General features: G+C 42.9%; 9 protein-coding genes. All 9 read left to right on the top strand.

Going from position 1 to position 17,323, the window contains the following annotated elements; translation table 11 throughout:
* The first annotated feature begins 41 nt into the window (after positions 1-41).
* The 9 genes from mutA to KSX81_RS06310 all read left to right on the top strand — a co-directional run bounded on the left by mutA (position 42) and on the right by KSX81_RS06310 (position 16,714).
* Positions 42-1,943 carry a methylmalonyl-CoA mutase small subunit gene (gene mutA, locus KSX81_RS06350; protein ID WP_128857553.1) on the top strand — a complete coding sequence of 634 codons (1,902 nt, stop codon included), beginning with the start codon at positions 42-44 and terminating at the stop codon, positions 1,941-1,943.
* Between the two features lies 1 nt (position 1,944).
* Complete coding sequence (gene scpA, locus KSX81_RS06345) at positions 1,945-4,092, top strand: methylmalonyl-CoA mutase (protein WP_004299440.1); 2,148 nt, start codon at positions 1,945-1,947, stop codon at positions 4,090-4,092.
* Between the two features lie 227 nt (positions 4,093-4,319).
* Positions 4,320-4,940, top strand: coding sequence for an RNA polymerase sigma-70 factor (locus tag KSX81_RS06340; protein ID WP_004312400.1), 621 nt, complete (start codon positions 4,320-4,322; stop codon positions 4,938-4,940).
* Between the two features lie 118 nt (positions 4,941-5,058).
* Entirely contained in the window at positions 5,059-6,042 is a 984-nt protein-coding gene (locus KSX81_RS06335) for a FecR family protein (protein WP_149945211.1), read from the top strand.
* A 32-nt stretch (positions 6,043-6,074) separates the two neighbouring features.
* A complete protein-coding gene (locus KSX81_RS06330) occupies positions 6,075-7,220 on the top strand; it encodes a hypothetical protein (protein WP_004299451.1) in 1,146 nt (381 codons plus the stop codon).
* 179 nt (positions 7,221-7,399) lie between these two features.
* Entirely contained in the window at positions 7,400-10,921 is a 3,522-nt protein-coding gene (locus KSX81_RS06325; RefSeq protein ID WP_004312402.1) for a SusC/RagA family TonB-linked outer membrane protein, read from the top strand.
* Between the two features lie 19 nt (positions 10,922-10,940).
* Positions 10,941-12,698 carry a RagB/SusD family nutrient uptake outer membrane protein gene (locus KSX81_RS06320; RefSeq protein WP_074637557.1) on the top strand — a complete coding sequence of 586 codons (1,758 nt, stop codon included), beginning with the start codon at positions 10,941-10,943 and terminating at the stop codon, positions 12,696-12,698.
* 24 nt (positions 12,699-12,722) lie between these two features.
* Positions 12,723-14,282, top strand: a complete 1,560-nt coding sequence (locus tag KSX81_RS06315; RefSeq protein ID WP_032843990.1) for an endonuclease/exonuclease/phosphatase family protein — start codon at positions 12,723-12,725, stop codon at positions 14,280-14,282.
* Between the two features lie 257 nt (positions 14,283-14,539).
* Positions 14,540-16,714: a DNA topoisomerase 3 gene (locus tag KSX81_RS06310; protein WP_004306716.1), complete on the top strand. Its 2,175-nt coding sequence runs from the start codon at positions 14,540-14,542 to the stop codon at positions 16,712-16,714.
* Positions 16,715-17,323 lie beyond the last annotated feature (609 nt).

Raw genomic sequence — 17,323 nt, 5'->3', positions numbered from 1 at the left:
AATAAAGACAATATTAATCTTGTTTTAATTTTAAATAAACTATGGCAGACAAAAAAGAAAAACTCTTCTCAGACTTTTCTCCTGCCTCCACCGAACAATGGATGGAGAAGGTTACAGCCGATTTAAAAGGTGCTGATTTTGAGAAGAAGCTCGTTTGGAAAACAAACGAAGGGTTTAAAGTGAAACCTTTTTACCGGATGGAAGATCTGGAGGATTTAAAAACTACTGACGCACTTCCTGGAGAGTTCCCTTATTTAAGAGGAACTAAAAAAGACAACAATGCATGGTTGGTTCGTCAGGAAATTAGAGTAGAATGTCCGAAAGAAGCCAATGCGAAAGCACTGGATATCCTAAATAAGGGTGTTGACTCACTTTCTTTCCATGTGAAAGCAAAAGAACTCAATGCGGAATATATTGAAACACTGTTAAGTGATATTCAGGCAGAGTGTGTTGAACTGAATTTCTCAACCTGTCAGGGGCATGTGGTTGAGTTGGCTAATCTGCTGGTAGCTTATTTCCAGAAGAAAGATTATGATGTGAAGAAACTGAAAGGTTCTATCAACTATGATTTCTTCAACAAGATGCTGACTCGTGGCAAGGAGAAAGGTGATATGGTACAAACAGCCAAATCTTTGATTGAAGCCATTCAGCCGCTTCCTTTCTATCGTGTGCTGAATGTAAACGCTTTATCATTGAATAATGCAGGCGCTTATATTTCTCAGGAACTGGGTTATGCTCTGGCTTGGGGAAATGAATATATGGGTCAATTGACTGATGCCGGTATTCCTGCTGCCATAGTAGCTAAGAAAATCAAATTTAATTTTGGTATCAGTTCCAATTATTTCCTTGAAATAGCGAAATTCCGTGCGGCACGTTTGCTTTGGGCAAATATTGTAGCTTCTTACAATCCTGAATGTGTGCGTGATTGCGAGAATAAAGGTCCTAACGGAGAATGTCGTTGCGCAGCAAAAATGGCGGTTCATGCCGAAACTTCTACTTTCAATCTTACTTTGTTTGATGCACATGTAAATCTGCTTCGTACACAGACTGAAGCCATGAGTGCTGCATTAGGAGGCGTAGACTCTATGACGGTAACTCCGTTTGATAAGACTTATGAGACTCCGGACGAGTTCTCAGAACGCCTGGCTCGTAACCAACAACTGCTGCTGAAAGAAGAATCTCATTTTGATAAAGTGATCGACCCTGCTGCCGGTTCTTATTATATCGAGAATCTGACTGTGGCTATTGCAAAACAGGCTTGGGAACTCTTCCTTGCTGTAGAAGAAGCAGGTGGCTTCTATGCGGCATTGAAAGCAGGAACTGTTCAGGCTGCTGTGAATGAGAGCAACAAAGCTCGTCATAAAGCAGTTGCACAGCGTCGTGAAGTGCTGTTGGGTACCAACCAATTCCCGAACTTCAATGAAAAGGCAGGCAATAAGCAACCTGTTGAAGGTAAGTGTTGTTGCGGAGGTGACTCTCACACTTGCGAAAAAGAGGTGGATACTCTGGTGTTCGATCGTGCTGCCAGTCAGTTTGAAGCATTGCGTCTCGAAACGGAAGCATCAGGCAAACGTCCGAAAGCGTTCATGTTAACCATTGGTAATCTGGCCATGCGTCAGGCACGTGCTCAATATTCTTGTAACTTCCTGGCTTGTGCTGGTTATGAAGTCGTTGATAATCTGGGATTTGAGACAGTAGAAGCAGGAGTAGAGGCAGCTATAGCTGCAAAAGCTGATATTGTTGTTATCTGTTCCAGCGATGATGAATATGCTGAATATGCAATTCCTGCTTTCAAAGCACTGAATGGTCGTGCTATGTTTATCGTTGCCGGTGCTCCGGCTTGTATGGACGACCTGAAAGCTGCAGGTATCGAAAACTTCATCCATGTTCGTGTCAATGTATTGGATACCTTGAAAGAGTTTAACGCTAAACTATTGAAGTAAGATGAGAAAAGATTTTAAAAACATCGATATATATGCTGCATTTCAGCCGACTAATGGTGCTGAATGGCAAAAGGCTAACGGTATCTCCGCTGACTGGAAAACACCGGAACACATTGAAGTGAAGCCTGTTTATACAAAAGAAGACCTCGAAGGAATGGAACACCTTGGCTATGCTGCCGGACTTCCTCCTTATCTGCGCGGTCCGTATTCAGTTATGTACACTCTTCGTCCTTGGACCATCCGCCAGTATGCCGGATTCTCTACCGCCGAAGAATCAAATGCATTTTATCGCCGTAATTTGGCTGCCGGTCAGAAAGGTTTGTCAGTGGCATTCGACTTGGCTACTCACCGCGGTTATGACCCCGATCACGAACGTGTAGTAGGTGACGTAGGTAAAGCCGGTGTATCTATCTGTTCATTGGAAAATATGAAAGTGCTGTTCGATGGTATCCCATTGAACAAGATGTCTGTGTCTATGACAATGAATGGAGCTGTACTTCCGATTATGGCATTCTATATCAATGCCGGTCTGGAGCAAGGTGCTAAACTCGAAGAAATGGCCGGTACTATCCAGAATGATATTCTGAAAGAATTCATGGTGCGTAATACTTATATTTATCCGCCTGCATTCTCTATGAAGATTATTTCTGATATTTTCGAATACACTTCGCAGAAGATGCCTAAGTTCAACTCTATCTCTATCTCCGGTTATCACATGCAGGAAGCAGGCGCAACCGCGGATATCGAGTTAGCTTATACATTGGCCGATGGTTTGGAATATCTTCGTGCAGGAACGGCAGCAGGCATTGATATTGATGCATTTGCACCGCGTCTGTCTTTCTTCTGGGCGATTGGAACCAATCACTTTATGGAAATAGCCAAGATGCGTGCTGCACGTATGTTGTGGGCAAAGATTGTGAAACAATTCAATCCGAAGAACCCGAAATCACTGGCGTTGCGTACTCACTCGCAGACTTCCGGCTGGTCACTGACCGAACAGGATCCGTTCAATAACGTAGGACGTACCTGTATTGAGGCTATGGCTGCAGCTTTGGGGCATACTCAATCTTTGCATACCAATGCATTGGATGAGGCTATTGCTCTTCCAACAGATTTTTCTGCACGTATTGCACGTAATACACAGATTTACATTCAGGAAGAAACTTACATCTGCAAGAACGTTGACCCATGGGGTGGTTCTTACTATGTAGAATCTCTGACGAACGAACTGGCACACAAGGCTTGGGAGCATATTCAGGAAATTGAAAAACTGGGTGGTATGGCGAAAGCTATCGAAACAGGTATTCCAAAGATGCGTATCGAAGAAGCTGCTGCACGTACACAGGCTCGTATCGACAGTGGTCAGCAGACAATTGTCGGTGTGAACAAGTATCGTCTGGAAAAAGAAGCTCCGATTGATATTCTTGAAATTGATAATACAGCCGTTCGTCTTGAACAGATTGAAAACCTGAAACGTTTGAAAGATGGACGTAATCAGGCTGAAGTGGACAAAGCATTGGCAGCAATTACCGAATGTGTGAAGACTGGCAAGGGTAACTTGTTGGAATTGGCTGTGGAAGCAGCTCGTGTTCGCGCAACATTGGGTGAGATTTCTTATGCTTGCGAACAGATAGTAGGACGTTATAAAGCAATAATTAGAACGATATCAGGCGTGTATTCATCAGAAAGTAAAAACGATAGCGACTTCAAACGTGCTTGTGAACTGGCCGAGAAGTTCGCGAAGAAAGAGGGACGTCAACCTCGTATCATGGTTGCAAAGATGGGACAGGACGGTCACGACCGTGGTGCTAAAGTCGTAGCAACCGGTTATGCTGACTGTGGCTTCGATGTGGATATGGGACCGTTGTTCCAGACTCCGGCGGAAGCTGCTCGCGAGGCTGTTGAAAACGACGTTCATGTAGTAGGTGTTTCTTCACTGGCTGCCGGACATAAGACATTGGTTCCGCAAATTATTGAAGAACTGAAGAAACTGGGTCGCGAAGACATTGTAGTGATTGCCGGTGGTGTTATTCCTGCACAAGATTACGATTTCTTGTATAAGGCAGGTGTAGCTGCTATCTTCGGTCCGGGTACTCCGGTAGCGAAAGCTGCTTGTCAGATTCTGGAAATCCTAATGGATGAAGAATAAGGAAAACTTTCTTATTGACAGATTGTATATGCAATAAGTGGGAAACCATGAATTAATAGAAAAAAGGGTCAGTAACTGACCCTTTTTTTGTATCCTATTATTGAAAACTTCCTTTTTGGCGTTTTATAAAAAAGTACCTCAAATTTGATTTATTGAAAAAATATTCATAATATTGTCATCACTTTGTTAACTGTTGACCCGTACCTTTGCGCATAAATTTCTAAACTATGGTAGATTTCATGGATGATAAACAATTATTGGGAGAGCTGAAAAGAGGCAATAATGCAGCTTTTGAGTTTCTGTTCAAGAGTTATTATCCTCGTTTGCGAGGGTATGCTATTCGTTTTATAGAAGATGAAGAAACGGTTCGTGATATTATTCAAGAGTGTTTCTTACGATTTTGGGAACGTCGCGAAATGTTATCTGCCTTCTCACTTACTTCTCTTCTTTTTTCTATGGTCCGCAATGGATGTCTAAATTATCTGAAGCATCGCTCGATTGTTGAAAAGTACCGGGTGGAGTACTTGGCAAAGGTGGATGGGGAAGAAAGACTCTACTATGCAGACTTTATGCAGGATGCAGAACATAAATTATTATACAAAGAATTGCAGGAGCAGATTGCCCTTGTGCTTAATCAGTTGCCGGACAGGTCGCGTGAGATTTTTTTGTTAAGCCGTTTCAGGGGATTGAAGAACAGGGAAATCGCAGAAAAACTACAAATATCTACCACAGCAGTCGAAAAGCATATAGCAAGGGCTTTGCAATATTTCTCCCGGCATTTTAGCGAACGCTATCCGGTGGATCTGTATATAGTGATATTGGCATGGCTGATGATGGAGCAGAAATAATCAATGCACTCTTCGGTTATATAAAGAATAAGAAGCAGGAAAGTTTTTTCTGCTTTTTTTGTTTCAGAGGTTGGGTAAAAGAAATATGGGTTGTTACATCTTATAGAAAGTGAATATCATGAAGCAAGAAGAAAATATCCGTGAATTGGCTATTCAGTATTTTGAAGGACGCATATCAAGAGCTGACGAAAAGAATCTGTTCGAATATATCGAACAGGTGGAAGGTGGCTATGGCAGGTTCCGTCAATGGGAGAGAGAATGGATGAATCACCGGAATACCGATTCGGAGACAGATGCCGAATGGGAAGCTTTGAAGCATAAGATGTATACGCAGGAAGCGATTGTTCCGTTATTGAAAAAGTCGAAACCTGGTATATGGAAGATAGCCCGTATTGCTGCCGTTATAGCATTGATTGTCGGTACTACGTTGGGTATTCAACAGGCTATTTACTTGTTTACGCCAAAGACTTTCTTTGTTTGCGAAGCTCCGTTGGGGGATAAAAGTAAGATACAGCTTTCGGATGGTACGGTTGTATGGCTGAATGCAGGTTCCGTATTAAGATATTCGAATCATTTTAATACAGCCGACCGGGTGGTGGAGCTGGAAGGAGAGGGGTATTTTGAGGTGACTAAACAGAATGGAAAGCAATTTACGGTAAAGACGCATGAATATGATGTGGTGGTGAAAGGTACGAAATTTAATGTATCTGCCTATTCGGACGATTCGTATATAACAACCACCTTGCTGGAAGGAGCGGTAGAGTTGAATTATAAAGAAGATCAGATACGGATGTCTCCGGGAGAATCTATTTCTCTGGATTTGGCAACAGGACAGTTGAAAGGAAAGAAGGTAAATGCACGTCAGGCAATGGCGTGGGCGGAAGACAGGATTGAATATGATGACATTACGTTAGGAGAGATGGTGAAGAAGCTTTCACGTCAGTACGATGTGCATATTCAGTTAGAGTCGGAGAAATTGGGCGATATGAAGTTCCGTGTTTCGTTGCGTAATAAAGAGACAATCGTAGATGTAATGGATGCACTGAAAGAAATCATACCTATCAAAGTAGAATATAAGGAAAAGGATATATATATAAGATAAGAACTCAATGTTTAATTGTAAAGAAATCAAGTATGAATATTACTCAAATAGGCAGATTTGGGATGCTGTTGATGATGGCATCTGTTGCAATCTCGTGTTCTGACCCTAATCCTTTGGACTCATACACTCGTGTTCCGTTCGAAAAAACGGAAACGGATGACGGAAATGGTGATGGTGACGGAGACGGTGCCGGCGGTTTGTTCGAGAAAGGAAACGGAACGGACAGCAAACCTTATATGATAATGAATGCTACGCAGATCAGAAATATGCGTAGTGTGTTGAAATCGGGAATGAAAGTTTATTTCCAGTTAGGTGCTGATATTGATATGGCAGGCATTGATGACTGGCAGTCGTTGAATGGTTCCGGTGATTTTCCTTATGAAATAGATTTTGACGGAGACAGCCATGTCATTAAGAACTTCAAATGTTCTGCCGGTGATTATCCAAGTTTCTTCGGAGTATTGTGCGGTGATTGTCGTAATGTGGGCTTTGTGAATGCTTCTGTATCATCTGCTCGGCAGGGGATTGGAATTATTACCGGTTATCTCGGACTTAAAGATAAAGGTAACGGAAATAAGACAGGAAGAATTGTGAACTGCTATACGACCGGCGAAGTAATCGGTTCTGGTGCGGCAGGTGGAATAGCCGGTGTATTGGCAAATAGCTATGATGGGCAGGAAAGTTATATAAAGAACTGTTATTCAAATGCAACGGTCAGCGATCGGGCGGCAAGTGGCGGAAAAGCAGGCGGTATTGCTGGACGGAAAGTAGGTGTCGGCGGATTTATTGAGAACTGCTATGCATACGGAGCAGTCAGTGCAACTAAAGGAGGCGTAGGCGGTATTTTGGGACAAATTGACAAAAGTTGTGACATTGCTATCAAGAACAGCGCAGCATGGAGTAACTTGACCGGAGTGGATGCTTCGTCAACCGTAGGACGCATTGTTGGGGTCTCTGCTTCATTAGGCAGTTATGAGAATTGTTACGCCTGCGAAAGTATTGTACTCAAAGTGAATGAAAAAACGATTACCGCATCAGACGAATCATCAGCCACAGGAACAACTTTTCACGGAGTGGCGAAGTCAGCGGAAGAACTGGGGAATATCATCGTAGCCTGGAATCCGAATCTTTGGAAAAAAGGAACGAACGGTTATCCGATATTCCAGTGGTCTGAATAAATAAAGCCAGTCGATACAAAAAAGCAGAAATAATCTGCTTTTTTGCTTTTATAGGGGTTGGGCAGATGAATGATGAGTTGTTTTATCTTATAGAAGCGATTCAGAGAAATACTACAATCGAATATATATATCCTTAAATATAAATCACTTTAAATTGTAACAACTTAATTGATAAAATTATGAATGACCGAAGAAACTCATTTTTTAGACTGTTTCTCCTGATTCTGTTGTGTTTGGGCGTCCAGTCACTACGGGCGCAGACAGTTACAAAGGTCTTTAAAAATGAGCCGCTGAAGGCGGTATTGAAAGAAGTTGAGCGGCAGACGAAGTACTCCATTATCTATAAAACGGACGAGGTTAATGAAAACAAGAAGATAACGGCTTCCTTTCAGCAGGCAACTGTTAATAATGTGCTTGCTACTGTTTTGGATAAGGATGTAGAGTATAAACTACAAAACCGGATGATTATCATCACAAAGAAAACAGAACGTAATACTACTGCCGTCCCATCGCAGCCTTTACATCGGGTTACGGGGAAAGTGGTCGATGTGAACGGTGACCCGGTAATCGGTGCCAGTGTACAGGTGATGGGACAGTCTATGGGAACGATCACGAATTTGGATGGTGAATTTACATTATCCTCGGTTCCGGCCAATGCCCTAGTCGTTGTGTCCTATATTGGATTTGAGAAGAAAGAAATTAAAGTCTCCGACTTGCAGAAATCTTCGAGAGTAATACTCCGGGAGGATACGGCTACGCTGGAAGAAGTGGTGGTGGTAGGCTATGGTACTCAAAAGAAAATAAACCTGACGGGAGCTGTTGCAGTAGTAGACAGTAAAGCGATGGAAGACAGACCCGTGCCGAGAGCCTCACAGATGTTGCAAGGGACTGTGCCCAATATGAATGTAACTTTTGGGTCTGGGTATCCGGGAGCTTCGGCAACTATCAATATCCGTGGTGTGAATTCTATCAGTGGCAATGCATCGCCATTAGTGCTGATTGACGGAATAGAAGGGGATATCGACCGCTTGAATCCGAATGACATCGCTTCCATTTCCGTATTAAAAGATGCATCTTCGGCCGCTATTTACGGGGCTCGTGCTTCTTATGGTGTTATCCTCGTGACTACCAAGGAAGGCTCCGCCCGCAAGACTACCGTTTCGTATGATGGAAGATATTCATGGAGTAATCAGACGACTTCTACTGATTTTGAAACCAGGGGATATTATTCGGCAGGCATCAACGACTTGTTTTATACCAATTATAACGGAAAGCCTTATACCAACTATACGGAAGAAGACTACCGCCAGCTTTGGTTGCGCCGGAATGATAAAACGGAGAATCCCGAACGTCCCTGGGTAGTTACCGACCAACGTGACGGAAGAGATACATACGTCTATTACGGTAACTTCGACTGGTATAATTATCTTTATCGTAAAAACAGACCGATGTGGGAGCACAATATCAGTGTCAGTGGAGGAAATGAAAAGTTGAACTATTATTTATCAGGAAATACAGTTGACCAAACGGGTATCTTCAGACAGAATCCTGATAAATACAAGGTGTATAATTTCAGAAGTAAAATCTCGGCAAAGATCACTCCACGACTGACAATCAGCAATAACACGAAGTACCATTATAATAGTTACTCTTATCCGGGATTATCGGGTATTAATAACAACTTCAATACTGCGGTGAATCATGCACTGGCGAGCTTTGTACCCATTAATCCGGATGGCAGTGCGGTGTATCTGACTTCGTTGAGCAATTCTGCTGTTTTGGATGGCATGGGAGCTATCCTTGCTTATGGAAAACATAAGAATGAAGACCAGCGGTATGAGTTTTCCACGACTTTCGAAGCAAGTTTCAATGTAATGAAGAACCTGAATGTCCGTGCAAATTACAGCTACCTGCACTATAACTATCAGACCATGAACAGAACAGTAAATGTACCATATTCTAAGTATCCGGGTGAGATATCCTATCTGACTACCGGAAGCGGTGTGAATCAGTTGAAAGAAACGCAGACCAATCATTGGTATCAGGCTTTCAATGTTTATGGTGATTATATGCTGGATATTGCCGACCATCAGATAAAAATCATGGCAGGTTACAATTATGAAACCAAGCGCCTGAAAGATATCAAAGTCTCCCGCCAGGGCTTGCTCTCCGATGACTTGAATGACTTAAATCTGGCAGTCGGAGATGCGATGACTATGTCCGGCGGACAAAATGAATATGCGCTTTTGGGAGCATTTTATCGTCTTAATTACTCCTATAAAGGAGGTCGTTACCTATTTGAGACGAGTGGACGCTATGACGGAAGTTCACGTTTCAGAAGCGGACACCGTTTCGGTTTCTTCCCCTCGGCTTCCGTAGGATGGAGAATCAGTGAAGAACCGTTTTTCGGGAATTTAAAGAAGAATATTGATAATGTGAAATTGCGTCTGTCATACGGTTCGTTGGGAAATCAGCAGGTAGGATACTACGATTATATCCAAACCATTAATACCAACGGTACAATGAATTATATCTTTGGCGATCAGAAGAAAGGCTCTTATGCAAGTGTCTCCGACCCGAATTCCGCCGACCTGACCTGGGAAACCGTTTCGACTTGGAACGTAGGACTCGATCTCGGATTCCTGAACAACCGTCTGAACCTGACTGCCGATGCCTATGTTCGTGATACTAAAGGTATGCAAACTTCCGGCAAAAAGCTTCCCGGTGCTTATGGAGCCAACGAGCCCAAGCAAAATGCAGCCAACTTGCGTACCAAAGGCTGGGAATTGATGCTGACCTGGAATGATGCTTTCAAACTGGCAAACAAACCTTTCCGTTATAACCTGTCTGTAGGCTTGGCAGATAATACATCGGAAATAACCAAATTCGATAATCCTTCCAAGATATTGAGTGATTATTATGTAGGTCAGAAATTGGGAGATATCTGGGGATATGTAGTAGACGGACTTTTCAGAACAGACGAAGAAGCGGCAAACTATAACGTCGACCAAACAGCAGTCAACTTCGTTATCAATACAGCGCAGGTGAATCCGGGACTTCACGCCGGTGATATGAAATTTGTTGATTTAGACGGCGACCATACAATATCTTCCGGCTCGAACACGGCAGATGATCCGGGCGACCGTAAAATAATCGGAAACTCATTGCCGCGCTATACATACAGTATTCAAGGTGGATTCGACTGGTATGGATTCGACTTCTCCATCTATCTTCAGGGAGTAGGACATCAAGACTGGTATCCGGGTACTAATTCTGTATTCTTTTGGGGACCATACGCTCGTCCGTATTCATCGTTCATTCCACGCGATTTCTTGAGCCAGGTATGGAGCCCGGAAAATCCCGATGCTTATTTCCCACGTCCGATAGGGTATCTTGCCCTCGGCAATAACCGTTCTTTGGGAGTGGTGAACGACCGTTATTTGCAGAATCTGGCTTATTGCAGAGTGAAGAATATCACAGTAGGCTATACGATTCCCGCCGTATGGACGAAGAAGGTAAAGATAGAACGCCTGCATATCTATTTCAGTGGTGAGAATCTGTTTACCTTCTCTCCGCTAAAGAGCGACTACATTGATCCGGAACAAGCGTCGGCAGAAAATTCCATCCAATCGGCAAATGGTAACGCAAAGTTGTATCCCTGGTCAAAGACCTATTCTTTTGGAGTGAACGTAACTTTTTAAACTAACTAATATTTGAATTATGAAACCTGTTTATATAGTATCCTGGTTGTTCGCGTTGGCGGTATCTTTCGTATCTTGCGACGATTGGTTGGATAAGACACCCAAAGACCGCCTGTATCCGGATGTATATTTCAAGACTGAAGATGAGTTGCGATTATTTACGAATCAGTTTTATAACAATCTGGTTCCGTCCGCTGCCGATATTTATTCCGAGTCGTCCGATTTGATTGTCAAGTCCGACTTGATGCTCGAAATGTCCGGACAGCGCATCATACCCGATGAAGGGAACGGTTGGAATTTTACGGCACTTCGCGATATTAATTTCTATCTGCAGTATTCCCATAACTGTACGGAGGTGAATGCTCGTAATCGTTACGATGGTGTTGCCCGTTTTTTCAGAGCTTATTTCTACTTTGAGAAGGTGAAGAGATACGGCGATATTCCCTGGTATGACAAAGCACTCGACTCGGATGATCCCGAATTGTATAAAGCCCGGGACTCACGTGAATTTGTCATGCAGAAAATGCTGGAGGACCTGGATTTTGCGATAGCCAATCTTCCGAAAACGAAGAATGCGTATATACTGACCCGGTGGACGGCATTGGCCCTGAAATCCCGTGTCTGCCTGTTTGAGGGCACTTTTCGCAAATATCATGGGCTGGAGGATTATGAAAAATACCTGAATGCCTGTGTCTCGGCTTCTGAAACCTTTATGAACGAAAGCGGATATACGCTCTATAAAACGGGCAGCACGCCTTACAGGGATTTATTCGCTTCCATAAATCTACAAGCAGATGAAGTGATTTTCGGCCGTGACTACGAAGCTTCTCTTTCTGTGCTTCATAATGTGCAGAATTATGAGAACTCCACCACAATGGGACGTCCGGGAATGAACAAGAAGATTGTGAATTCTTATCTGATGGCGGACGGAAGTCGTTTCACAGATAAAGCCGGTTATGAAACGATGACATTCGATCAGGAATGTCAGAATCGGGATCCGCGACTGGCACAAACCATCCGTACCCCTGGATATACGAGAATCGGAAGTACAAAGAAAGAAGCCCCGAACCTGGCTTATACCATGACCGGATATCACCTGATAAAATATTCGATGACGGCTAATTACGATGAATATAATAAATCGTGCAACGATATTCCCCTGTTCCGCACGGCAGAGGTGTATCTGAATTTTGCAGAAGCAAAAGCCGAACTGGGCACTTTGAAGCAAGCCGACATCAATAAATCCATAAAATTGCTTAGAGACAGGGTAGGAATGACTAACCTGGATATGGAACTGGCAAATTCGAAACCCGATCCGTATTTGATGAGTGCCGCCACAGGTTATCCGAATGTGAAAGGAGCCAATCAGGGAGTAATTCTTGAAATCCGTCGTGAACGAACCATCGAACTGGCAATGGAGGGTTTCCGTTATTACGACATCATGCGTTGGAAAGAAGGTAAACTATTTGAGAACGATCTGCTGGGAATCTATGTTCCCGGGCCCGGTACTTACGATTTGGATAAAGACGGTACGGATGATGTTTGTTTCTACGTAGGAACAAAACCTGCCGGAAATGTACCTTTATATTTAGAGATTGGCGAGCAGATTCGCTTGTCGAATGGCGAAAGTGGTTATATCATCTGTCATAGTCTGATTACCAAGAAATGGAATGAAGACAGAGATTATTTGTACCCTGTTCCTATCAGCGAACGTACTTTGTCCAATGGTGTGATAACACAGAATCCCGGTTGGAATGACGGATTGAACTTTAATTAATTAGATTCAGAAATATAAATTCTTATGAAAAATATGATTTCTTATATATGTCTTTTGGCAACCGTGTTTGCCAACTTGTCCTGTGCCGACGACATGGACAACTCTAAATTCGATAATATGATACCTTACGGTAAACAGGAAGTTTCCTATACTTATCCGAAAGGGGAGGGGAACCTTAGAGTGTTGACCTTTAATATAAGGCATTGTGCCGGTAACGATGACGTGATTAATTATGACAGGACAGCCGCTGTTATCAACGGAATGGAACCCGATGTCGTTTGCCTGCAGGAAGTGGACTACATGACTACCCGCAGTAATAAAGTCGACCAACTGAAAACCTTGGCGGATAAAACAGGCATGAATCACTATTTTAGTAAGTCAATCGCTTACCAGGGTGGTGAATACGGTAATGGCCTTTTGTTCAAAGGGACGCCGATCAGCACGAAGACTTATCCCCTTCCCGGTGCCGAACTCCGTTCTGCTGCCATAGCCGAATTTGAGAACTATGTAGTTATCTCCACCCACTTGGCTTTGGAAGAGAATAATAGAGTTGAATCTGCAAAACAGCTCACAGACCTTGCCAAAACATATAATAAAGTGGTTTATATGGCTGGTGACTTTAACGAGGACTTGATGAATGGCACATTCTTTACGGAACTGAAGAAAGAATGGGAGGTTGTCAGTTCTACAGAAAACACTTTTCCTACCGGACAGGCTACCAAACGGATTGATTTTGTCGTTACTTTGAAAACTCCACCTACCACTGTGGTAAAATCGAATGTAATATACAACCTGGATGGTGTCAACGTAGCAATAACTTCCGACCATTATCCACTTTATTGTGATTTTAAGAAGCCGACCGGACTTGAAGAATATCCGAAGGCAGAAGGTGACCTGCGCATAGGTAACTATTTCCTGACCTATTGTAAAGGTACAGATGGCGTGATTGATTACGACCGGACAGGACGTATTATCGCCAAAATGAATGCGGATATTGTCTGCTTGCAGGGACTGGATAAGGAGACGGAACGTTCGGAAGGTATCGACCAGTTGAACGTACTGGCACAGAAAGCAAATATGCATGATTACTTTGCTAAAGCCATTGATTATAAAGGCGGTGAATTCGGTGTTGGTATACTGACAAAAGAAGAACCTGTAAGTGTAGACAGATACCAAATGGCGGGAAAGAGCGAGATGCGTGCAGCCATGGTAGTGGAATATGAAAAGTTTGTAGTAGCCAGTACCAACTTCGATACGGATATGGCAAAGCGTATAGAGGCCCTTCAAACGTTAGAAACGAAACTGTCTGCCTATAATAAACCTGCATTCTTGTTAGGATACTTCAATGAGGGCGACTTGGAAAGCGAATTTTTCCAAATGGTGAAGAGTAACTGGAATCTTCTTAGTGCCGATAAGTCTACCGAAGTCAGTGGTAAGAAACGTCGCCTTGACTTTATCGTGTCTTTGAAGAGTCACAACGTAAATGTGACACAGGCTGATGTGATAGAAAGTCTGTCGGGAGTAGATGTGACCGTTGCTTCTACACATTATCCTCTTTTTTGTGATTTCTCCGGTTTAAAATAGAAACGTTATAGAGAGGCTGCACAGAGCTATGCACATATCGTGTGTAGAACTGTGCAGCTTCATTATATAGCTTATCAAACATCAAATGGAGTGGTATAAAAAAGGAGAAAGCGGTACATCTTGAAAACTATTCAGTTGAAGTTATCATTCTTTCTCCGATCTATGCCTTTATGGACTTTTTTCTCTCTTCATGCGGTCAATGAGAAATAATCGTGTAACTTTGTAAACTGTTAGTGTAAAAACAAGAAGAGAAAAAAATGATAGTTTGCATAGCCGAAAAGCCATCAGTAGCACGCGATATAGCCGAAGTACTCGGCGCTCATACCAGAAAAGAAGGATATATAGAAGGAAACGGATACCAGGTGACCTGGACATTCGGGCATCTTTGTACCCTGAAAGAGCCGCATGAATACACGCCTAACTGGAAATCATGGAATTTAGGTAGCCTGCCAATGATTCCTCCACGTTTCGGCATCAAGTTGATAGAGAATCCTACCTACGAAAAACAATTCCACATTATCGAGGGACTGATGCAGAACGCAGATGAAATCATCAACTGCGGTGATGCCGGGCAAGAGGGAGAATTGATTCAGCGTTGGGTGATGCAGAAAGCAGGTGCACGCTGTCCGGTGAAACGTCTGTGGATTTCTTCATTGACAGAAGAAGCTATCCGGGAAGGGTTTGCGAAGCTGAAAGATCAGACAGATTTTCAGTCACTCTATGAAGCCGGACTTTCTCGTGCAATGGGTGACTGGCTATTAGGAATGAACGCCACCCGTCTTTACACCATTAAATACGGTCAAAATAAACAGGTACTCTCTATCGGTCGTGTACAGACACCGACTCTGGCACTGATTGTCAACCGTCAGTTGGAAATAGCCAATTTCGAACCCAAGCAATACTGGGAACTGAAAACCAACTATCGGGATACCACTTTTTCCGCACTTATCCGCAAAAGTGATGAAGAAATTGCTGCGGAAGAAGAAAAGAACGGTGGAAAAAAGAAAATAGATAATCCGGGTATCGACCCTATCGCTAACCGGGAAGAAGGCGAGGCATTGGTAGAACGCATAAAGGATCTTCCGTTTGTAGTCACTAGTGTTGGCAAGAAAGATGGGAGAGAGTTCGCCCCACGTTTGTTCGACTTGACTTCTCTTCAGGTAGAATGTAACAAGAAATTCGCTTATTCGGCTGATGAAACGCTGAAACTAATCCAGTCTCTTTATGAGAAGAAGGTAGCTACCTATCCGCGTGTCGATACCACTTTCTTGAGTGATGATATTTACCCGAAATGTCCCGCTATCCTGAAAGGACTCCGTGATTACGAAGTCTTGACGGCTCCGTTAGCCGGCACTACACTTCCTAAATCGAAAAAGGTATTTGACAACTCGAAGGTGACGGATCACCACGCCATTATCCCCACCGGAGTCTATGCTCAAAACCTGACGGATATGGAACGTCGTGTCTATGACTTGATAGCCCGTCGTTTTATAGCCGTATTCTATCCGGACTGTAAGATTTCTACTACTACCGTCATGGGAGAAGTGGATAAGATAGAATTCCGGGTAACCGGAAAACAAATTCTGGAACCGGGATGGCGTGTCGTGTTTGCAAAGGACGTAAAAGATCCTACTGAAGAAAAAGAGGAAGAGGATGAAAATGTACTCCCTACCTTTGTGAAGGGTGAAAGTGGTCCTCACATTCCCGACTTGAACGAGAAATGGACACAGCCGCCCAGACCTTATACCGAAGCAACACTGCTCCGTGCAATGGAAACAGCCGGAAAACTGGTGGATAATGATGAACTTCGTGATGCCTTGAAAGAGAATGGTATCGGTCGTCCGTCTACCCGTGCTGCCATCATTGAAACACTGTTCAAACGAAATTATATCCGTAAGGAGAGAAAGAACCTGATTGCCACCCCGACAGGAGTGGAGTTGGTGCAGCTCATTCACGAAGAATTATTGAAATCGGCGGAACTGACAGGTATTTGGGAAAAGAAGCTTCGCGAAATTGAAAAGAAGACATACGATGCCCGCCAGTTTCTCGAAGAACTGAAACAGATGGTTTCGGAAATAGTGATGAGTGTACTTTCTGATAATACAAACCGACGCATTACTATTCAGGATGCAGTAGCTGCAAAGGCTGAAGAGAAAGAAAAGAAAGAAACTAAAAAGCGAGAACGTAAACCGAGTGCACCGAAAGAAAAGAAACCGAAAACAGAAAAAGCGGCAAGTGGAGTGAGTTCTAATTCGGCACCTTCTCCGGCTCCGGTTACTACTCCTGCTTCAACTCCTTCTGCTACAGGTGATGTAGATACGTTTGTAGGTCAGCCATGTCCGCTTTGTGGTAAGGGAATTATTATTAAAGGAAAAACCGCTTACGGATGTTCGGAATGGAGAAATGGATGTACTTTCCGGAAAAACTTCTAATAGAAAAGGGATAAGATAATTGGAAGTAAAAAGTCCGTCATATCACGAAGAGAGTGAGAGATGGAGGTGCTGCAATTAGCAGGTTAGATTTAATCTGCATTATATGAATGCGGTCTCTTTATTATGTTGTATTGAGATAAATTAAGTGCGTTTGCATTCCAGGCAAATTTCCTATCTTACTATTGCTTTTTACTGATTTATTTTGTATCTTTAGTGATTTTCATCCTTTCAGAGATAGATGGTCACCTTATAGAATGATTAATATCACCTTATAAAGTGACGTTAGTCATTCTATAAGGTGACCATTGTTCCGTTATAACGTGACGACTACTCGAGTGCATAAAAGATTCTAAGTTTCTGCATAGAAAATCTTAAATCTATGCACTGAATAATCTTAGATACAATAAAGGTTATGGAGATATTATTTGATGGAAGTAGAATATCTTACTCCATTTTTATACGAATTTTACTTCGTTCCATAGCTGTTATCTTGCGATTAATGTCTTCTTGTACTGGTGAATTTCATTTTATATACTGCCATACGATAACAAGGTAAAGTACACTGCTGAAAATAGTTAAGTGAAAAACTATTTGGTTCGTTGAAAAATA

The sequence above is a fragment of the Bacteroides sp. MSK.18.37 genome (assembly GCF_019129155.2).
In the GTDB taxonomy this organism is placed as follows: Bacteria; Bacteroidota; Bacteroidia; order Bacteroidales; family Bacteroidaceae; genus Bacteroides; species Bacteroides ovatus.
This window is presented reverse-complemented; position numbering and strand designations above follow the sequence as displayed.